Genomic DNA, 20,254 nt, shown 5'->3' with positions numbered 1-20,254 from the left:
GCTTTTTTGTTTGTCTAGCTCCGGTCGGCAGCTGCTCGAGGTCATAAGACAAGCTGTCCAATGAGGGGAAAAGACGCCCCTCACTGGTCACCTTGTCTTATGCTGGTCGCAGCTAAACGCCGCCCTGCGCTTTTCTGTTTGTCTAGCTCCGGTCGGCCAGCGTCTGCGAAACTTCGGTCCTCTCCCTGAGATAAGTCAACATCACTTCACTATCGTTCAGCGTGTTTCCTTTATCTCAGTCGAGGCCCTCCAGTTACTCCGCCGCTAAACGGGCGCCCTGCGCTTTTCGTAATGTCTAGCTCCGGTCGGCAGCTGCTCGAGGTCATAAGCCAAATAAGCCAATGAGGTGAAAAGCGCACCTCGTTGGCTTATTCGTCTTATGCTGGTCGCCGCTAAACGCCGCCCTGCGCTTTTCTGTTTGTCTAGCTCCGGTCGGCCAGCGTCTGCGAAACTTCGGTCCTCTCCCTGAGATAAGTCAACATCGCTTTACTATCGTTCAGCGTGTTTCCTTTATCTCAGTCGAGGCCCTCCAGTTTTCTCCGCCGCTAAACGGCCGCCCTGCGCTTTTCTGTTTGTCTAGCTCCGGTCGGCAGCTGCTCGAGGTCATAAGCCAAATAAGCCAATGAGGTGAAAAGCGCACCTCGTTGGCTTATTTGGCTTATGCTGGTCGCCGCTAAACGCCGCCCTGCGCTTTTCTGGTTACCATTCTTCTTCTTTTATTTTGCTTTTGTAGAGTACGAAGTTTCCGGTGTCGATTCGTTTTTGGGTGTTTTGGGTTATTCTTGTTTCGCATTCTTTGCACATGTATGTGTGAATGGGTCTGTTTCTTAGTCGTTTTGCCTGAAAGGAGTTTTCTTCAATATCTTCTATTTTATCGCATATAACACATTTCACTTTCAATACGTGCACCTCTAATCAATGTTCTGTATTTATTTGATTATAGGCTTATTATAATATAAAAGTGGCTTGGAATCGAATTTTAGTCTTTCAGGTGGTTGTTGGATTGTTCGTCTTGGTCTTCTTTTAGTTGGTTCTTTTCGTTTTCGTTTAATTTACTGTCTGGCACCTTCAGGTTGCTGCCTGGGTCGTTATTAATGACGTCTGCAGGCAATTCTGGGATTACTCTGCCTGTTATGTCTGCTAATTCATTGAAAATGCCCTGGATGGGTTCTCCGTCTTTGATGTCATCTGCAATTTCTGCCAGGCGAGCATTAATATCTGGATCTGCGATAATCATGGAATTTGCGCCATATGGGTCATTTTTAAGGCTTTCGGCTACTGCGTACTTAATCGAACCCACTTCTGAGCGGTCCAAGTTCGCTTTAATGTCAATTCCAACGATGGCATATCTGCCGATAACTACTGCTGTGGCATCATTAACATTTGGGATGCTTGTGGCTAAAGTTACGAGACGCTCGGAAATTTCCTGGCCGGATTTTCGATTTACTTCATTTATTGTTGAATTTTTAACATTTGCTATATGATTGTCCGTTTCGTGATTTTGAGCTTCGTTATCACCATTTGCTGAACAGCCAGCAAGCAGCAGTATAAGACAAGTGCATAAAATACCTCTTTTCATGCAGGATTACCTCCTTATATGATGATTCCTCTAAAATTTTTTTACGCTTCCAATGTTTATTGTGCAAAATATCTTCTATCTTTATTCGGTAAAACATATATTTTATCAAGGTTCTTTCCGATATCGGAGAGTTGGCAACTTATGACGTTTTTAGAGCAGGAGGCAACAGTTTGAGTAAAATTTACGTTTTAGATACAAATGTCTTGTTACAAGACCCTTATTCCATTTTTTCTTTTGAAGACAATGATGTAGTTATCCCAGCAGTAGTTTTAGAAGAAGTAGACAGCAAAAAACGCTACATGGACGAAATAGGGAGGAATGCAAGACAAATATCAAGACTAATTGACAATCTAAGAGAATCAGGAAAACTGCATGAAAAAATACCACTCGAAAATGGCGGTACATTACGAATCGAATTGAACCATCGATCCTTTCATCAGCTGCAGGAAATTTTCGTGGAGAAAACAAATGATAACCGAATTTTAGCTGTTGCTAAAAATTTGTCTCTTGAGGAAGAGAAAAAAGTGGATGGACGAACTGTCATACTTGTCAGCAAGGATACACTTGTACGTGTTAAGGCAGATGCAATCGGCCTTGTATCAGAAGATTTCTTGAGCGACAGGGTGGTAGAAAATGATCATCTATATACTGGGTTTACAGATGTACAAGTAACCTTAGATATTTTGAATAAGTTTTACGAAAAAGGTCAGCTGCTCATATCTGAATTGGGGGCTGGGTATAATACAGGAGCTTTTTATCCGAATCAATTCATCCTACTTAAGGACGTGCTTGGATCCTCCTCCTCGGCGTTGGCAATGGTAGACGCATCGCGAAAATATGTGAAGAAGCTAATCTTTGATCATGAACATATTTGGGGAATTCGTCCAAGAAATGTACAGCAGACAATGGCAATCGAATTGCTGCTAAAAAAAGATTTGCCGTTAGTTACATTAATAGGTAAAGCAGGAACTGGGAAAACATTGCTTGCATTAGCATCAGGGCTTATGCAAACAGAGGATTATGGAGATTATAAAAAACTGCTTGTCGCAAGACCGATTGTACCAATGGGGAAAGACTTAGGATATCTTCCAGGTGAAAAGGAGGAAAAGCTGAGACCTTGGATGCAGCCGATCTTTGATAATCTGGAGTATCTTTTCAATACGAAAAAGCCGGGAGAACTAGAAGCAATCCTTGCCGGCATGGGATCTATAGAGGTAGAGGCACTGACTTATATAAGAGGAAGAAGCATACCTGATCAATTTATTATCATTGATGAAGCGCAAAACTTATCTAAGCATGAAGTAAAAACAATCCTAACTCGAGTTGGGGAAGGAAGTAAAATTGTCCTTATGGGTGACCCTGAACAAATTGACCATCCATATTTAGATGCCTTTAACAATGGGTTAACCTATGTGGTTGAGCGTTTTAAAGATCAGCAAATTGCTGGTCATGTCAAGCTTGTAAAGGGAGAACGCTCTGGTTTAGCACAATTAGCTGCAGATCTGCTGTAAGCAAAGGCATGTGCGCTATTTTTGACTAGATGCTGTCTTTAGCATCTAGTCAAAATGCGCAACATACTTGTTTACACAGCACTTAGTTAAGTTTGTAATGATGCACTTTTTTTTTAATAAGGAGAATAATTTTCTTACCTCAGTTCAAACCCTGTAATAGATTTTATTGGCGACTCGTCTGAACCCTTGCTTTGGAAATATAAGTAAATGGGACCATCATCAAGAATTGGCTTACCGTCTCTACAGAAAAGCAGAACCATCTCATCCACGATTGAAAGAGGGAAAACATGTTCCTTGTTTGCTGAATGAATGACAATTTGCTGTGCATCTTGTAATGGTTCAGCGTTTTTAATAAAAGGAGCAAGCGGCATGTAGAAAGTGCCTGACAGGATTTCTTGCTTTTTGTATTTTTTTGCTTCTGGCTGTTTTTCAGGTAAACGAGCGCCTTCAAGCAATTCGCGATCCCAGTGTTTTGATACCTCTTTCGTATATGCCTCCAATTCAGATTTTGCTTGGCTAGGAGCGAATATTTCCTCACTAGTTTTTTTACGGTCATCAAAAATCCAAACGCTTGGATCAATTGTAATCGGAAAAGTGACTAACCCTTTTACTTGGATAATTTGGCTCATAAATATCTCTCCAGTCTAAAAAGCTGTTTGAAAAAAATATGTATGTAATTAGTATATCTTTTCCATACAGCTTTGTCAGTTTTCAATTTTATATTAATAAGAGATTTCCAGTATTTGAAAATTGGCAAATAACTTTCTTATGATAGTTCTTGCAATTTTGCTATGTTGAGTTTAAACTTTATAGATAGGATAATCGCTCGGAAACGGGGGGATAGGGTTGACTTCTGATATGATCATAAATCATAAAGAGAAAGCAAGTGCACTGTTAAAAGCAGATGCTGAAAAAATACTAAAGCTTATAAAAGTTCAAATGGATAACTTAACAATGCCACAATGTCCTTTATATGAGGAAGTTTTGGATACACAAATGTTTGGATTATCTAAAGAGATAGATTTTGCCATCCGTCTAGGGTTAGTGGAAGAAAGTGTCGGCAAGAAGATACTAGATGAATTGGAGAAAGAACTTTCAGTATTGCATGAAGCATCTATAAGAAAATAATAAACGAACTCAAACAAACGAACTCTATTGTTTGAGTTTTTTTGTTTGCCATTATTTTAGCTGAAAAAAGAAATCAATGTTATAATTCTGATAACATGATAGAATATTAGAAAGCAGCAAATGAAATATCTTATGAGCGAATCAGGCAGGAATTGAAATAAATGACAGCGAATATATTGTCATTGCTAAGAATGAGTAAGGGGTAGCAGCAGATGTTAAAAAAAATCTTAAAATCGTATGATTATACACTGATTGTTGCAATGGTCTTACTATCACTATTTGGAATTATCATGATATACAGTGCTAGTATGGTATCATCTGTCCAGTATTATGGTCATGACAGCAGCAGTTATTATTATAAAAAACAGATCATTAACTTGCTTGTGGCAGGAGTTGCTTTTATTTTTGTCGCGCTTTTTCCATATAAGGCATTTATGAGCAACAGATTCCTTGTTCCGATGGTTTTTGTGTCCGTAATCGGTCTTTTTGGAGTTTTTTTACTTGGACACGTAGCAGGAAACGCACAAAGCTGGTACAGAGTTGGTACAGCAAGCTTGCAGCCTGCGGAATTCGTCAAACTGTCTGTCATTATTTATCTTTCGGCAATATATGCGAAAAAACAATCTTACATAAATGAATTTAACAGAGGCGTTGCACCTCCACTTGCATACCTTTTGCTCGTATGTGCACTTGTTGGGCTTCAGCCTGACTTTGGGACAGCAGCCATTATTTTCATGATTGCAGCTACAATTATCGTCTGCTCCGGCATGAACATGAAGAATTTAATGAAGCTTGCCGGCATAGGTCTTGCTGTTGGCGGATTTTTGGCTATCGTTATGCAACTTCTTGGGAAAGGTGTACTGACGGCAAAGCAGTTGAACAGGATTTTTGTGTTTCTAGATTCGCCTTTCTCTGAAGATATGGTCCAAGGCAGCGGTTATCAAATGAGCAACTCGCTCCTTGCAATAGGCGGAGGAGGCTTAAAAGGTCTTGGCCTTGGGCAAGGTATCCAGAAGCTTGGGTATTTAACGGACGGTCATACCGATTTTATTATGGCTGTTATTGCAGAAGAGCTCGGCATTTTTGGAGTCGGCTTTGTCGTAGTATGTTTAAGCTATATCGTTTTACGAGGGATATATATCGGGTTGAAGTGCAGAGATCCATTTGGCAGCTTGCTTGCAATTGGAATATCAAGCATGATCGGCATTCAGTCATTTATTAATATTGGCGGTGTCTCAGGAGTAATCCCGCTAACAGGTGTGCCGCTTCCATTTGTCAGCTATGGCGGTTCATCACTCGTACAGCTTGCTATCGGCATGGGGATACTGTTGAATGTATCCATGTTTACAAAATATGAAAGAGTTTATAAAAACAAAGAAGAAGATACCATTCCTTCTATGCCAAAATCAATAAGAAGAAAAAGATTTGCGCAAAATGAAAGGTTCTAGCCAAAGAAGATGTCCGCTAATATTAGTGGGCATCTTCTTTAATTTTCCTATGTAAGTGAAGTATATCCATTTCGGTTATTTTATTTGGCTATTGGAACAAATAGATTTATAATAGAACTTGGCTCGAAGGAATCTCATCGTTTAGGGATACTTTTATTTTTTTGTAAAAAAGTGCAGAAAAAAAGCAGTAAATATGTTTTAATAGTAAAAGGGCCTTTTTTCATTGTATGGATGTTGAAAACATTGTGAAATGAGGCACAAACGATTTCGGTGAACAAACAAACTATTGTCTGCTCCAACGATCAAGTTTTTCATAAAAAAGCATAGAGATTTTGGTTAAAATAAGGGAGGAAACATCTATGGCAAATTATAGAGCGTATCCTGAAGCTCAAGTGGACGGAGAACTGCCAAAAACATCGGCGTGGAAGGATTTTTTAGCGCTGATAAAAATAGGTATTGTAAACTCTAACCTGATTACAGTCTTTACAGGCTTGTGGCTGGCGCTGCATTTTTCTGGAGAGAAATTTTTAATGAATATTGACACAGTCCTGTATACATTAATAGGCTCAGCATTAATTATTGCAGGTTCATGTGCACTTAATAATTTTATTGACATGGACATTGATCCACTGATGGAAAGAACAAAGGAAAGACCAACTGTTACAGGAAAAGTAACACCAAAAAAGGTTGCGATATTAGGGTTCGGTCTTCTGGCAATCGGAACATTCTTCATGTTGCTTACAACAATTTCCGCAACAGTTATTGCACTAGTTGGTGCTTTTAGCTACGTGGTCGTTTACACAATGTGGTCTAAGCGCAGACTTGTTTCGAATACAGTAATCGGCAGCTTTTCAGGCGCTGTTCCACCATTAATCGGCTGGGCTGCAATTGATCCAAACCTTGATATTATGGCATGGAGCTTATTCTTAATTATGTTCTTCTGGCAGCCACCGCATTTCTATGCATTGGCAATTAGAAGAGTAGAGGAATACCGTGCAGCAGGCGTTCCAATGCTGCCTGTAGTTAAAGGTTTTGAAGTAACGAAGAAACATACGTATGGCTGGATTATTGCTCTTTTTCCACTGCCATTCCTATTAATGAAGCTTGGTGTACCATTCTTAATTTTGGCAACATTGCTTAATATCGGCTGGATTATTACAGGTATTTTGGCAAGTAAGAAAAAGGACGAGATTAAATGGGCGACTGCCATGTTCGTATATTCTCTTCAATACATGACAATCCTTTTCGTTGCGATGGTCATTGTTACATTTATATAAACTTAAGATAAGAGGATATTCTATCTTTGGATGGACACGATAATTCAACATTTCATTACTGTCTGTTTTGTCTCATTAACAATTATTCGCAAAGTCAGGAATGCAGCTTGATTCTTGCTTGGGGATGCCGTTAAGATAAAGAGAGAGACAGGCTTTGATGAGATGGCAAGATGCAAGCGTGTTTATCCATTGCTGGAATATCTTTTTTTTTGACAAAATAAGTCAGTCAAATTGTACATATTTTTTTATGTGAGAAGGTACGCTTTTGAAAAAACGGCTGTCTTGAGGCTTGAATGATATAACATTTGATTAGAGAGGGTTTGAAAATGAACTATTCACTACCAGTTTTACCTACTATTAGCACTACTTTCATTGTACTTAGTGCGATTTTTGTCGCAATCGGTTGGGGTTTGATAATAAAAAGGAAAATAGAAGCACACCAAAAAGTAATGCTTATTGCAGCTGTATGTGCGGTTGTTTTCTTTATTATTTATGCTTCAAGAACAATTTTTATTGGAAATACAGCGTTTGGCGGACCAGATGATATCAAAATATATTACACCATATTTTTGATTTTCCATATAACATTAGCGACAACGGGAGCAGTACTTGGCATCACTATGCTCGTAACAGGCTACAGAAAACGCTATGATATCCATCGCAAACTTGGACCGACCACAAGCATTATATGGTTTTTTACAGCGATAACAGGTGTTGCTGTATATGTGCTTCTATATGTAATATATCATGGCGGTGAGACTACTTCCGTTATTAAAGCAATACTAGGGTTTTAAGACAGAAAGCCATTGTCTATCAATTTTTATTTGAGAAATGCTATACTATTTAGTAAGTAGCAAACATATAATGATAGAAATGATGGTAGAGAGGGGGTTCAGCCTCTGAAAACGATAATCAGGATTGTGATTATTATTTCTATATTGCTTGCATTCTGGTTTTATTTAAGTATTACGGAAACGCGCGATAGCTCTGATGCTCTTGTAGATGAAGGTAAGAACTCTGCAAAGGTGGATGAGGGTTTGTCAGAGGAAGCTTCCGAAGACTCATCCATATCAGTGCCGAAGGAAGGGCTTGGCAGTATGATTGGCAGCACTGCTAAGGAGCTTGTTAAGAAATATGGAGAACCAACTAGAAAAGATCCATCCAATTATGAATATGAATGGTGGATTTACAATAAAGATTCCTCCAAATATTTTCAGGTTGGTGTGCTTGATGATAAAGTGGTAACGATTTTTGCAATCGGACAAGATGTCGACATATCTCCTTATAAGATTGGTGAAGAAGTAGGCGATATTTATGAAAAGACTCCAATTGAAACGAATATCAGCTTAAATTATGAAGACTCCTCCTATCGGTTTGAACTTTCAGAAGACGAGATAAATAACCGGCCACTTGTGAAAATGGGCGATTATTATATGCAGCTATACTTCGATAAGTTTACAGGAACGTTATCAAGTGTACGTTATATGGATGCGAGGACATTGCTTCAAATCAGACCATATGAACTTGTTTACAGAGGAGAGCTGTTAGAAGCGGCATCTGAAGTAAAGGAAAATGAAGCAGTTGAGGATGGCAATGAACGGCAAATATTAGATATTACAAACGTTATTAGAAGCAGATTTAAATTAGCTTCAGTTAAATGGGATGAAGATACAGCAAATGTTGCGTTAGGACATAGTGTTGATATGTATGATACAAAGGATTTTTCTCATACTTCTGCTGAAAACGGAGACTTGGAGGAAAGGCTTAAGGCTGGAGATGTCTTTTATCAGCTTGCAGGGGAAAATATAGCGGCAGGCTATACTGACGCCGCAGCTGTCATGGAAGGCTGGCTCAACAGTAAAGGCCATAGAGAATGCCTTCTAAATGAGAAATTCACCCATTTAGGTGTTGGTGTATACAATAAATACTATACGCAAAACTTTATTGAAAAATGGTAAACTTTTAAACACTCCAATGTCAAGGAATTGGGGTGTTTTTTTTTGACCAAAATATTTTGCAGGCAAGACACCTTTTGAGCGCCTATACATATAGTATGTTAGGCATATGTAACGTAAAAGAGGTGAAGATCATGTCAGAAAAGCAACTACATCCTTCTGTTCAGCAATTCAAAGATTTCGTTAAGACACAGCCCCACCTTATACAGGAAGTAAGAAGGGGAGACACGACTTGGCAAAGATTGTTTGAAGATTGGTACTTGCTTGGAGAAGAAGATACTCGCTTTAGCAGCACTCTATCAGCAGGGCAGGAGGCAGGAAAGCAGGAAGAGTCTGGTACTGATTCGAGCAAATCAGTGTGGATGTCTACAGTGATGAATTCCTTGAAAAACATGGATCAAAACCAGGTTCAAGGCTATATTGCTAACATTAGTCAGGCACTTGGCACATTACAAGGTGTTATTTCGCAATTTTCTCCGAGCAGCGGAGGCTCTCAAAATACAAGCACGAAAACAACACAACAGCCAACAGGACCTTTTTCATTTCGAAAAGACTAGAGGTGGGGGACTTAGATGAGAAAGAACGTAAAGGAATATATTGAGCAAAATAGAGAGTTACAGCAGTTCATTCGTGAACAGCCTCTTTGGTACCGAGAATTATCCAGGAATCCAAGTGATTTGCAAGGGTTTGAAATTGCTTCCATGCATTATTACAAAAAAACAATTCCTCACCGTGTGGAAAAATTCTCTAATGGTGTTCAGATGGCATCGATGATGTTCAGTATGTTTCAAGCAATGAATGCTCAATCATGATACTTTCAACTAACTAAATAATTTATATAGAGTAAAAAGAGTGGTGGCAGCGAATACTAAACGAAAAGTACTTAGTCAGGGAGCTGTTCCTTATGAGAAAAATACTATTGTTTTGTATTCCTGCTCTATTCCTTTTAAATGGCTGTAATAATGACGTCCCAGATCCTAAAGTTAGGGTAGAGGGACAAGCCCAAGTCTTAAAGAATGAAACGGTTTATGCTGCTGCTATGCCACAGGATGTTACTGTCCAATATCTTGTTAAAGGAAATAATCTTTATGTTGATTGTAAAGCAGCATCTATTTCCTTTCGTGAAGACAGTGACAAGGAAACAGGGAAAATCATGCTTTCATTGGATGGGAAACCAGCTGGTGTGTTTAACAGTGCAGCATTTGTCGTCAGAAATGTGGCAACTGGTCAGCATCTTGCACGCTTTAAGATAGTTAACAGCAAAGGGACAAACGTGTTTGAAAAAGAGTTTAACGTGGTAGTTAATTAATTACTTATAGCAGGCTATCATCTTGTTTTCGCACAGATTGCTTTCTTTTCTCACACTTATCAGTTAAAATGAGAATTGGAGGTGAGCTAATAGTGCTTGCTACAACCGAAATGATTATGATACAAGAAGAGGCAGAGTCCATTGCCGAAATGATATTGGAATCAGATGTGGCAGAACAATATCGAATGAGTGTGGCAAACCTCTACACCGATAAAGAAACACAGAGCAAAATCATTTCTTTTAATGAAATGAAAGAACTATATGAAGAAGTGCAGCGTTTCGGCAAATATCATCCTGAATATAAGCGGGTCATGATGGAAATCAGACAGCTCAAAAGGGAAATGGATATGGATGAAAATGTAGCTGCATTTAAAATAGCGGAAAACAACTTGCAAAAATTGCTCGATGAAGTAAGTGTCATCATTGGTAAGTCTGTTTCTGAATTTGTTAAAGTTCCGACAGGCAATCCATTCTTTGATGAGCTTTCAGGCTGCAGCGGAGGCTGCGGCAGTGGAGGAAGCTGCAGTTGTTCAGCATAATGATGGAAGGCGATGATGACATCTAAGCTTCATCGCCTTTTTATGTATTATTCATTAGTGATGTTGTCCTTTTTGGAAAATGGCATAACTCAGTATGTTTTTTCACATTGCTATGCTAAAATAAAAAAAATTGAAGTGGGGGGATTCCATGCTAGGGCAGAGGCAAGGATTGGTCGTTTACCTTTATTCGTTGAAGCAGGCGAAAATGCTGCGCAGATATGGGAATGTCCACTATATATCCAAAAGATTAAAGTATGTGGTGCTTTACACTAATTTAAATGAAGCAGAAGCATTAATGGAAAAGCTAAACTCCTTCTCTTTTGTAAAAAAAGTGGAGCCTTCCTATAAACCATTCTTGAAAATGGAGTTTGAAAATTCCAAACCGGATAAAGCGAAAGAGTATGATTATAAGATGGGTATATAAAAAAAACTGAGAATAATTCTTAGTTTTTTTTATTTGAAAAAAAAACCTGCAAGCGAGCGGCTTGCAGGCTCCTTCTATATCCTTTTTAGGAAAGAAGGTAAAGGGAGAGGAGAAACCGGAGGAAGAACTTATGGGGAAACGTAAGTCTTCTCCGCGGTTGGCAACAACATCCTCGAATAGATGCTGTTAATTACAGTATTGCCAAGGATGCTCACCTTATACATAACAGATTGTTTTTTTTTTAGTTAAAGGAGAGCAAGAAGAGAAAAAATGTGAATGCACAGCATTTTTTATATGTAATTTATGATATAGAATGCTTGTGATATGGAATCACAGAAATGTTTATGTTAGGATAGTCTTGGTAAAGTTATAACAACTAATAATTCAGTGGTGATGTATGATGAGAGTCGTTTCAGGAATAAATAAGGGCATTTCTTTAAAGGCGGTGCCTGGGAATTCGACAAGACCGACTACGGATAAAGTAAAAGAAGCGATTTTTAATATGATTGGTCCTTATTTTGAGGGCGGAGTCGGGCTCGACCTTTTTGCTGGAAGTGGCGGGCTAGGTATTGAAGCATTAAGCAGAGGGCTAGACAAAATCATTTTTGTAGATAAAGATGGCAAAGCAATACATACGATTAAGACAAATATTGCTGCTTGCAGATTGGAAGACAATTCTGAGGTTTATCGCAATGATGCAGAGAGGGCGATTAAGGCACTCATAAAAAGAGAGGCTGTTTTTGATTACATATTTTTAGATCCGCCATATAAAAAACAGCAATTGGAAAAACTAGTGACAACTATTGATGGAGAAGGGCTGCTTGCAAACGATGGTGTAATTGTGTGTGAGCACGGATCTGAAATCAGTCTTCCAGACAAGATTGGTAATCTTGAACAAGTTAAGCATGAAAAGTATGGGATTATTGCCGTTTCTATCTATTCAAAACAAACAGATGTGGAGGAATATACATAAATGGCTAGTATTGCAGTATGTCCTGGCAGCTTTGACCCAATAACAAACGGTCATATTGATATAATTAAACGAGGGGCAAAGGTTTTTGATCAAATTTATGTATGTGTATTAAACAATTCATCGAAAAAACCGTTTTTCTCTGTGCAGGAAAGACTGGAGCTAATAAAGGAAGTAACAAAGGACATTCCGAATGTTACCGTCTCCTCCTATGAAGGCCTTCTTATTGAATATGCGAAGAGCGTTAACGCAACTGCAATTATTCGTGGCCTTCGTGCTGTTTCTGACTTTGAATACGAAATGCAAATCACGTCAATGAATAGAGTATTGTCAGATGAAATTGAAACATTTTTTGTTATGACTAATAATCAATATTCCTTCTTGAGTTCAAGTATTGTGAAAGAGGTCAGTAAATATGATGGGGATATATCTGAACTTGTGCCGCCAACTGTGGAAAGCGCATTGAAGGAAAAATTCCGTCAGTTAAAAGGATAGACAAAAGGCTTGTGAAGGATCTTCACAAGCCTTTTTTTATTTAAATAGTCCGCTTTCTCCATGGAAGTCTAATAAATAATACAACTACATATATCGATAAACAGATGATGGTGAATGCGGGACCCGCCTCCATCCATTTTTCTGTTGCTGCAGCAAGCCAACTAGTATCATTTATAAAGTCAGGCATCGCAAAAGCAGGCTTATTGTCTTCAAGGAAACGGCTGCTGAATACGTCCCAGAACAAGTAAGTATAGATGCTTGCGAACAATGCCTGTAGTATCCTTGCGAAAAAGAATGGTTTAAAGCTGATGTCTGTTTGTGCCAGGATGCTGGCAACCTGTGCTTGCACACTTAAGCCACAAAAACCAAGAATCATGCTTGTTACAATGGCCTGATGCATTAATGTGCTCGTTTCCACACCGCTTGTCAATTTGCTTCCAAGCGTGATTTCAAATATACCTGCAATGAACGGAATCGACAAGGCGCTCGAGAAGGAAAAGAGATCAAAAAATTTCTCCACACCACCTGCTAAAAGGGATGTCACTTGTAAGTGAAATAACAAACGGTTGATAACGGAAAATAAAATGATAAAGCCGCCTATCATTAAAAGAGACTGTATAGAAGATGTTACAGCATCACCAAGAAGCTTACCTAATGGACGCTTATCCTTTAAGCGAGTATGATGAAGCTCCCGCATTGCACGCTTTAAAGACGGGATGGATGTTTCTTTTCTTTTATGTGTCGGCTTCTCGTCAGATCCATAAAACCTCATGCAGAGACCAACAGTGAAATTCGCCAAATAGTGTGTTGCTGCAAGCAGGAAGCCAAGCTTTGGATTATGAAAGAAGGCAGCAGAGACAGCGCCGATGATGAACATTGGGTTGGATGCGTTTGAGAATGAAACAAGCCGTTCAGCCTCTAGCTTCGTCAGCTGCTTCTCCTCCCGTAATCTAGCGGTCAATTTTGCGCCTGTCGGGAAACCAGATACCATTCCCATAGCCCACACAAACCCTCCGACACCTGGTACTTTAAAAAGCGGGCGCATAATAGGCTCTAATAGAACACCTAAAAATCGAACAACGCCAAAACCGATCAACACTTCAGATAAAATAAGAAAAGGAAGCAAGGATGGGAACACGATTGTCCACCATGTGTTTAAACCGTCCTTTGATGCCTCGACTGCTGTTGCTGGGAATGATACTAGGGCAAAAGCTAAAAAAGAAGCTGAGCCAGCTAGAATTATGGTTTTCACTCTCGAACGATACAAGGATATATTCCCTCCCTTAAAAAATGATTTTTCTAAACTCGTCCCATAGCCCTCTACCAAACAATATACTCATAAGAAGAAAAAAAAGACCATAAGATTACTATGAGCAAATTAAATAATTGGAGGGTATTCCTCAATGAAGCGACCAAAAATTGGATTGGCTCTTGGTTCCGGCGGTGCCAGGGGATTTGCGCATATTGGAGTTATAAAAATATTAAAGGAGGCTAATATTCCAATAGATTATATAGCAGGAAGCAGCATTGGTGCGATTGTTGCTTCCTTGTATGCGGCTGGGAGTGATATTGACAGACTCTATTTTATTTCCAAGTTTTTTAAACGCAAATTCTATCTTGACTTCACATTGCCAAGGATGGGATTTATAGCAGGTAATAAAGTGAAGGAGCTTATTCATCTGTTCACATATGGAAAAAACATTGAAGAATTGGATATTCCAATCGCTATCGTGGCAACAGACTTGTCGTTAGGAGAAAAGGTTGTCTTTAAGAAGGGACCGATTGCAGAAGCTGTCAGGGCCAGTATTTCGATACCTGGGATTTTTGTGCCGGAGAAAATGGACGGGCGGCTCCTTGTGGATGGAGGGGTTATTGACAGAATACCTGTATCCGTTGTGAAGGAAATGGGTGCAGACTTAATTATTGCTGTAGATGTAGCAAATGTAGCAAATGATGCGGAAATAGGCTCAATTTATGATGTCATCATGCGCAGTATAGACATCATGCAGCGGGAGCTTGTTAATAACCGAGAAGTAGCAAGTGACTTTATGATACGACCACAAGTCGAAATGTTTAACAGTAAAGCATTTACAGATTTAGAGAAAATTATTGAACGAGGAGAGGAAGAGGCGCGACATCATATTAGCTCTATTCAAAAAGAAATCGCTAAGTGGAAAAAAGGACAAAAGGAATGACCGTATTTCGGCATTCCTTTTGTCCTTTTTGGCTAATTTTTCATAATCGGCGGTTGACTGTATTCCATTGCTAACAGCGTTTTTTGATGGGAAGTCTGTGCAGCTAATGTATAAATAGAGGCTGCCCTGATATCCAAGTCTATTTGGTTATGCTGAAACGAAGAAAGTTTGCTGATAAGCGGCAGCTTCAGTGCCTTTTTTCTATCCTTTAAATAGGCTCTCCCTTGTTTAGAGCTTCCAAGTAAGCGGAGATAGGCTGGTGTATTGTTTGCATTCATTTCTTCTTTTTTTGTATTTGTGAGAATGTGGACGCAAATGCGCTGCAGCCTAGTCCATGTGTATCGTTTTGTTTTAAGCAAGGAAATGAACTCTTGAAACGAACTCGCTTTTTCGTAGACAGCCAAAATGCGATTCTCAATTCCTTCTTCCACTTCATATATGGTCTGCAACTCAGTGGAAGTCATTTGCATCAGTCTGAATTTAAGATATGGCCAGTATTTTTCCCATTCGTGAAAAGTAGCAAACCTTTGTTTATAATCCTGTAATATTTTCAAAGTAGCAGCATTTATATACGGTGTAATAGTGTCAAGGCTGTTTCCTTCGATGATTTCCTTGCGTATGCTAGTAGCACTGGCAATTGTATCAGACGTGAAAAACTTATCATGATACCCAGCATTGAGACGCTGTACCGTATGAATTTCTATTGGTAAGGATAGTGATAGGACTGCCTTCACATACTCAAAGCCCAAAATATTGTTTGGTAATGTCAAATCAACGACATCTTCCGTGCTTGTCATTTCTGTGAAGGTTGCCGCCATTGCTTTGGGATAACTGGAGCCCGCCTGCAGATGTTTTTTTATGTTTGTATTAAAAACATCCTTGTTCTTAGTCAAAAGATAATATGTATTAATAAATTTTAGAATGTCTCCTGATTCACTTCCAAAACAGATGGCATCACAGCCCATACTGTCGAGAAGCTGTACCGCTCCTTGTGCAAATATAGTTGCATGCTGTGTGCTGAATGCATAAGGTAATTCAATAACGAGATCAACTCCGCCAGAAAGGGCCATTTCTGCTCTATGCCATTTTGACAGCAGGGCAGGCTCACCACGCTGCAGGAACGGCCCGCTCATGACAGCTATGACAATATCTGCATTTGATAATTCCTTTGCTTTTTGGATATGATGTAAATGTCCATTATGAAATGGATTATATTCGACAATAATACCAACAGCTTTCATTTTGAATCTCCTTAAAAGTTCTCTCAAAAAAAGTAATGGCTTTACCTACTATTTTTATTTTAGAATACATGATATAAAAGGGATGCGCAAAGCACCTCCAAAATAAACAATCTTGTTCTGGTGAAAATTACAGCCAGAATAGTTGCAATTCCTTCTTTTCTAGGTAGAATAGAAACAGCAGTATACTATTTGTAAAAAGTATTTTTGAATTCCATTTTGAAATGCAAAATACAAAAAGATAGTGTAAAGAAAAAATATTGACAAATAATTATATGAAAGCTATAATTACCTTTGTTGCCTTGGGGTGATATATATGAAATGGACGTTAAGCCAGTTACAAAAATACCGAAGTAAGGGATTATCTATTGATGAAACAATAAACGTGGATGGAATTAAGGAAGTTGATTCCTCCATAAGACGTGTATCTCCTATGCATATTACAGGAAGAACAGATATTGATTCAAAGAAAGTGACTTTTCATTTAAAAATACAAGGTCATTTAGTATTACCTTGCTCTCGTACTTTAGTAGACGTGGATTATCCAATTAATGTAGAAACGACAGAAACTTTCCTTTTAAATGTTTCAGAATATGAAACAGGAGAAGAGGAAGTTCATCAAGTAAAAGGCGATGTAATTGACGTATTGCCAATTATTGAAGAAATTCTTTTACTTGAAGTACCAATGCAAGTATTCTGTGAAGACGATACAGAAGAAGGAGCTCCTCAGTCCGGAAGGGATTGGGAAGTTATCCACGAGCAGGTTCAAACGGAGAAGGTTGATCCGCGGCTTGCTGGTCTTGCGAAATTTTTTGAAAATGAGTAACCAGTCCTTGCTTAACGGTTAAGGACACAAAAGAAAACCTGAGAATGGATTTATCTGCTCTCAAGACTTTCTTAATACTCTTTAAGGAGGTGGGAAGAATGGCTGTACCTTTTAGAAGAACATCTAAAACTGCAAAAAGAAAACGTCGTACACATTTTAAATTACAAGTGCCTGGTATGGTAGAATGCCCTAACTGTGGTGAAATGAAACTTGCTCACCGCGTATGTAGCGCTTGCGGAACATACAAAGGTAAAGAAGTTGTAAGCAACTAATTTTCCTTTTCAAAAAAGCACCGGACAATAGTCTGGTGCTTTTTTGTGATTTTTAAGAAAAAATTATTGTTATTTTATGTATAATAGAAATACCTAGTAGCGAATTGCAGGAGGGGTTTTCTGGTATGATTGTAGTCAGTTCATGTTTAGCAGGAATGAAAGTAAGATATAACGGCACAGACAGTCTTGATGAAAAAATCACAGAGCTAATCGAAAACGGACGTGCAGTAGCTGTTTGTCCAGAATTGCTAGGAGGATTTCAGACACCAAGGGAGCCTGCTGAAATTAAAGGAGGCAATGGCTACGATGTTCTTGATGGCACAGCGGCTGTAGTAGATAAAAAGGGAATTAATGTGACAGAGCTGTATTTGGCAGGTGCCTTTAAGACTCTTGAAATCGTACAGCAGCTCCAAGCAAATACAGTTGTTCTTAAAGAAAACAGTCCATCCTGTGGCAGCAGCCAAATATATAATGGTAATTTTGAAGGGATTAAGTGTAACGGTGCAGGAGTTACAACAGCGCTGCTAAGAAGAGAAGGAATACAAGTTATATCAGAGCTGGAATTAGCCTTAATAGACTAGCTTTGTTTGGAATAGCTGCCTTATATGAGCGCATAACGGGGCAAGTTCAAGCCCTATTAAGACATGTCAGTTATCTTTCTAGCTGTATTTTAAACATTTTTTTTCTAAAAGAGCAAATATCAGTCTATCTTTTCTAGTAGATGCATATGTATGGTAAAAACACTAGGAGGGATTTACTGATGACAACAACAAGACAAGATGCTTGGTCAAAGGATGAGGACATACTGCTAGCAGAAGTAGTGCTACGATTAATTAGAGAGGGTGGTACGCAGCTTCAAGCGTTTGAGGAAGTAGGGAAGCTGTTATCAAGAACAAGTGCTGCATGCGGGTTTCGGTGGAACTCTTATGTGCGAAAACAATATAAACCAGCTATAGAGTTAGCGAAAAGTCAACGAAAACAGCTGAAAAAAGGCTTTATTCTCGTGGAAGAGCCGGTTGAAGAAGTTTCTGTGCAAGAAAGTACTGCTGAATTTAAAGAGGATAAAGACTTTGAAGAGATTTTGCAATATTTGAAAAGTATTTATGATAAATCGTTAAAGTATGAGGAGCATTACAATGATGATGCTGTAAAAGAAAAATCTGCAGAGCTTGAGGCCAAATATAGTGAACTATATAATGAGAACCAAAAGCTACAAAAGGAACTGCAAACAATCGAAGAAGCATATAAAGCTCTTGTGGAATTGATGGAAAAAGCCCGAAAAATGGTTGTATTTAAAGAAGAGGAAAAACAACAAAACGCCTAGCATGCATATAATAAATCCACCCCTTTAAACTTTTGTACATAAAATGTTTAAAGGGGTTTATTTGTCTTAACTCACTCCCGTTTAATAAGCTATTATATTGGTGGTCCGTCTTTTAATAGGGTGAAACATATTGCGTTAAATAGCTAATTTGTATCCCATATACCTGCTTGAAACGGTTAACATAGGATATTTATAGGTACTTTTACCTTAATTGCTACTAATTTAGCTAGAAAATGTTAAGATAATATTACAGATCAATTAAGTATACAGGGGAAAAAGGTGTTGAAATGAAAATAAGCATTATCGGCGGCGGTGCTATCGGCCTGCTTTGTGCAGCATATCTAGCACCAAAACATAAAGTGACCGTGTATGTTCGAACAGCGAGCCAAAGAGACCAATTAAGAGAAAATGGACTATCTATTTCACTTGGAGATAAGGTGGAAAAGCATCACTTCAGTGTAGAACTTTTTGAAAATTGGGATGGTTCAGGTGACCTCACTATTATAACTGTTAAACAGTATCAACTAGAGCCTGTCATGAAACAGGTGAAGAAGTTGTCTGATGATATCCGTGCACTTTTGTTCCTTCAAAATGGGATGGGACATTTACAAGCATTAGAAGAACTAACTGTGGAAGAATTATATGTTGGTATAGTAGAGCACGGCGTGATGAAGCTTGATGGAGCGAATATAAGGCATGCTGGAGTTGGTCCTATCCAAATTGCTAGTCTACCTTTTTACGGTAAGACTCGTTCAAGCAAGATAGGAGAAAGGCTAACAGAGACCAGTATCCCGAATTTTGAGCTGCAAATGCAGACAGACCTATTATGGATGATGCAAAAAAAACTGGTTGTGAATTGCTTGGTCAATACGTTGACAACTATCTTGGAAATCAATAATGGGAAGCTTATTGAAAATAAGCATTATGTACGCCTTCTCATGCCATTTATGGAGGAAATTACGGAAATTTTTGAATGGAGTAATGACCAAAAAGCAGTTATTAAGCAGTATGTTTGGCAAGTCATTAAGCAAACAGGTGCAAATAAATCCTCCATGTTAAAGGACCTTGAGTCGGGGAGAAAAACAGAAATTGATGCTATTTTAGGATATGTGTTGGCACTAGCTGCAAAGAAGGACAAGCATGCACCATTATCAGCAGCATTTTATGAAATGCTTAAAGGCAAGGAACAAGAAAAGAAAGGGGGGATTTGATGTTTCAATTCACTTCAGCAGTCATCAGTTTTTTCGTAGCGTTTCCCATCATATGCTATCTTCTTATTTTTATCCTGTGTAAACAAATTACGAAAAAGCACAGACTGTCTGTAAACTTTGCATTAGATATCAGCACACTTTTTTTTATTATCTCTGTCCATTTCTTAATCGTTTCTATTTGGGGGAAATCGCTGTTATCTTATATATTACTAGTTATCCTATTTATAGGTGTTTTCATTGTTATCCTTCATTGGAAGATAAAACAGGAGATTGTCTATCGAAAAGTCTTTCGAGGATTTTGGCGAATTAATTTCCTGCTCTTTTTTTGTGCTTACCTTTTTTTGATGGCATACGGCCTCGTTTACTATGTAATGAAACAGTTCGGCATATAACACAGATGCATATAGAAAAGAAAAAGACAATTTTTAAGCAAAGTCTTTTTCTTTTTTTTATGGAGAGTGCTATACTCTCTATGTATGTAAAGATTGGGTTATTATATAAACAATGATTATTACAATGGACTTTATTAAACGAATAATAATTGAAACTTTTG

At 38.5% G+C, this 20,254-nt stretch carries 25 protein-coding genes; 20 read left to right on the top strand and 5 right to left on the bottom strand.

Annotated elements, in window-relative coordinates; all coding sequences use genetic code 11:
- Positions 1–699: 699 nt before the first annotated feature.
- On the bottom strand, positions 700–900 hold the full coding sequence (locus CEQ21_RS26125) for a YlaI family protein (protein ID WP_127734899.1): 201 nt from the start codon (positions 898–900) through the stop codon (positions 700–702).
- Positions 901–979: 79 nt separating this feature from the next.
- Positions 980–1,579 (bottom strand): YhcN/YlaJ family sporulation lipoprotein, encoded by a 600-nt coding sequence (locus CEQ21_RS26120; protein ID WP_185767055.1) that lies wholly within the window; start codon positions 1,577–1,579, stop codon positions 980–982.
- A 170-nt stretch (positions 1,580–1,749) separates the two neighbouring features.
- Here CEQ21_RS26120 and CEQ21_RS26115 point away from each other — a divergent pair, with 170 nt between their 5' ends.
- Complete coding sequence (locus CEQ21_RS26115) at positions 1,750–3,090, top strand: PhoH family protein (RefSeq protein WP_185767054.1); 1,341 nt, start codon at positions 1,750–1,752, stop codon at positions 3,088–3,090.
- 134 nt (positions 3,091–3,224) lie between these two features.
- Here the strand turns inward: CEQ21_RS26115 and CEQ21_RS26110 are convergent, their stop codons facing one another.
- The gene (locus tag CEQ21_RS26110) at positions 3,225–3,719 is read right to left on the bottom strand and encodes a peptidyl-prolyl cis-trans isomerase (RefSeq protein WP_185767053.1); all 495 of its coding nucleotides are present in this window, start codon (positions 3,717–3,719) and stop codon (positions 3,225–3,227) included.
- A gap of 217 nt (positions 3,720–3,936) precedes the next feature.
- Between CEQ21_RS26110 and CEQ21_RS26105 the strand changes: the two genes are divergently transcribed.
- The 12 genes from CEQ21_RS26105 to coaD all read left to right on the top strand — a co-directional run bounded on the left by CEQ21_RS26105 (position 3,937) and on the right by coaD (position 12,635).
- Positions 3,937–4,218: an Fpa/YlaN family protein gene (locus CEQ21_RS26105; protein ID WP_127734886.1), complete on the top strand. Its 282-nt coding sequence runs from the start codon at positions 3,937–3,939 to the stop codon at positions 4,216–4,218.
- A gap of 212 nt (positions 4,219–4,430) precedes the next feature.
- Positions 4,431–5,666 carry an FtsW/RodA/SpoVE family cell cycle protein gene (locus CEQ21_RS26100; RefSeq protein ID WP_185767052.1) on the top strand — a complete coding sequence of 412 codons (1,236 nt, stop codon included), beginning with the start codon at positions 4,431–4,433 and terminating at the stop codon, positions 5,664–5,666.
- A 359-nt stretch (positions 5,667–6,025) separates the two neighbouring features.
- Positions 6,026–6,943 carry a heme o synthase gene (gene cyoE, locus CEQ21_RS26095; RefSeq protein ID WP_185767051.1) on the top strand — a complete coding sequence of 306 codons (918 nt, stop codon included), beginning with the start codon at positions 6,026–6,028 and terminating at the stop codon, positions 6,941–6,943.
- Between the two features lie 326 nt (positions 6,944–7,269).
- Positions 7,270–7,737 carry a DUF420 domain-containing protein gene (locus CEQ21_RS26090; protein ID WP_185767050.1) on the top strand — a complete coding sequence of 156 codons (468 nt, stop codon included), beginning with the start codon at positions 7,270–7,272 and terminating at the stop codon, positions 7,735–7,737.
- Positions 7,738–7,863: 126 nt separating this feature from the next.
- Positions 7,864–8,901: a CAP domain-containing protein gene (locus CEQ21_RS26085; RefSeq protein ID WP_328593495.1), complete on the top strand. Its 1,038-nt coding sequence runs from the start codon at positions 7,864–7,866 to the stop codon at positions 8,899–8,901.
- A 131-nt stretch (positions 8,902–9,032) separates the two neighbouring features.
- Complete coding sequence (locus CEQ21_RS26080; RefSeq protein ID WP_185767049.1) at positions 9,033–9,455, top strand: YlbD family protein; 423 nt, start codon at positions 9,033–9,035, stop codon at positions 9,453–9,455.
- A 15-nt stretch (positions 9,456–9,470) separates the two neighbouring features.
- On the top strand, positions 9,471–9,710 hold the full coding sequence (locus tag CEQ21_RS26075; protein ID WP_185767048.1) for a YlbE-like family protein: 240 nt from the start codon (positions 9,471–9,473) through the stop codon (positions 9,708–9,710).
- Between the two features lie 92 nt (positions 9,711–9,802).
- Complete coding sequence (locus CEQ21_RS26070) at positions 9,803–10,207, top strand: hypothetical protein (protein WP_185767047.1); 405 nt, start codon at positions 9,803–9,805, stop codon at positions 10,205–10,207.
- 92 nt (positions 10,208–10,299) lie between these two features.
- Positions 10,300–10,746, top strand: a complete 447-nt coding sequence (locus tag CEQ21_RS26065; RefSeq protein WP_185767046.1) for a YlbF/YmcA family competence regulator — start codon at positions 10,300–10,302, stop codon at positions 10,744–10,746.
- A 148-nt stretch (positions 10,747–10,894) separates the two neighbouring features.
- Complete coding sequence (locus tag CEQ21_RS26060; RefSeq protein ID WP_127734864.1) at positions 10,895–11,170, top strand: YlbG family protein; 276 nt, start codon at positions 10,895–10,897, stop codon at positions 11,168–11,170.
- Positions 11,171–11,570: 400 nt separating this feature from the next.
- The gene (rsmD, locus tag CEQ21_RS26055; protein ID WP_185767429.1) at positions 11,571–12,143 is read left to right on the top strand and encodes a 16S rRNA (guanine(966)-N(2))-methyltransferase RsmD; all 573 of its coding nucleotides are present in this window, start codon (positions 11,571–11,573) and stop codon (positions 12,141–12,143) included.
- On the top strand, positions 12,144–12,635 hold the full coding sequence (gene coaD, locus CEQ21_RS26050; protein ID WP_127734861.1) for a pantetheine-phosphate adenylyltransferase: 492 nt from the start codon (positions 12,144–12,146) through the stop codon (positions 12,633–12,635).
- A 40-nt stretch (positions 12,636–12,675) separates the two neighbouring features.
- On the opposite strand, the gene ylbJ is transcribed toward coaD, so the two are convergent.
- On the bottom strand, positions 12,676–13,902 hold the full coding sequence (gene ylbJ, locus CEQ21_RS26045; RefSeq protein ID WP_185767045.1) for a sporulation integral membrane protein YlbJ: 1,227 nt from the start codon (positions 13,900–13,902) through the stop codon (positions 12,676–12,678).
- A 136-nt stretch (positions 13,903–14,038) separates the two neighbouring features.
- Here ylbJ and CEQ21_RS26040 point away from each other — a divergent pair, with 136 nt between their 5' ends.
- Complete coding sequence (locus CEQ21_RS26040; RefSeq protein WP_185767044.1) at positions 14,039–14,830, top strand: patatin-like phospholipase family protein; 792 nt, start codon at positions 14,039–14,041, stop codon at positions 14,828–14,830.
- Between the two features lie 32 nt (positions 14,831–14,862).
- Here the strand turns inward: CEQ21_RS26040 and CEQ21_RS26035 are convergent, their stop codons facing one another.
- Positions 14,863–16,071: a nucleotidyltransferase gene (locus tag CEQ21_RS26035; RefSeq protein ID WP_185767043.1), complete on the bottom strand. Its 1,209-nt coding sequence runs from the start codon at positions 16,069–16,071 to the stop codon at positions 14,863–14,865.
- Between the two features lie 313 nt (positions 16,072–16,384).
- On the opposite strand from CEQ21_RS26035, the gene CEQ21_RS26030 reads away from it, so the two are divergent.
- From CEQ21_RS26030 to CEQ21_RS26005, 6 genes are all read left to right on the top strand, one after another.
- Positions 16,385–16,894 (top strand): YceD family protein, encoded by a 510-nt coding sequence (locus CEQ21_RS26030; protein ID WP_185767042.1) that lies wholly within the window; start codon positions 16,385–16,387, stop codon positions 16,892–16,894.
- A gap of 98 nt (positions 16,895–16,992) precedes the next feature.
- Positions 16,993–17,166, top strand: a complete 174-nt coding sequence (rpmF, locus tag CEQ21_RS26025) for a 50S ribosomal protein L32 (protein WP_016200993.1) — start codon at positions 16,993–16,995, stop codon at positions 17,164–17,166.
- Between the two features lie 125 nt (positions 17,167–17,291).
- Positions 17,292–17,747, top strand: a complete 456-nt coding sequence (locus CEQ21_RS26020; protein ID WP_185767041.1) for a 2-thiouracil desulfurase family protein — start codon at positions 17,292–17,294, stop codon at positions 17,745–17,747.
- Between the two features lie 179 nt (positions 17,748–17,926).
- A complete protein-coding gene (locus tag CEQ21_RS26015) occupies positions 17,927–18,490 on the top strand; it encodes an RsfA family transcriptional regulator (protein WP_185767040.1) in 564 nt (187 codons plus the stop codon).
- 287 nt (positions 18,491–18,777) lie between these two features.
- The gene (locus CEQ21_RS26010; RefSeq protein ID WP_185767039.1) at positions 18,778–19,701 is read left to right on the top strand and encodes a 2-dehydropantoate 2-reductase; all 924 of its coding nucleotides are present in this window, start codon (positions 18,778–18,780) and stop codon (positions 19,699–19,701) included.
- Positions 19,701–20,093, top strand: coding sequence for a DUF3397 domain-containing protein (locus CEQ21_RS26005; RefSeq protein ID WP_185767038.1), 393 nt, complete (start codon positions 19,701–19,703; stop codon positions 20,091–20,093). Before CEQ21_RS26010 ends, CEQ21_RS26005 begins: the two co-directional genes overlap by 1 nt.
- The last annotated feature ends 161 nt before the right edge of the window (positions 20,094–20,254 follow it).

Source organism: Niallia circulans, assembly GCF_007273535.1.
GTDB lineage: Bacteria > Bacillota > Bacilli > Bacillales > Cytobacillaceae > Niallia > Niallia circulans_B.
This window is presented reverse-complemented; position numbering and strand designations above follow the sequence as displayed.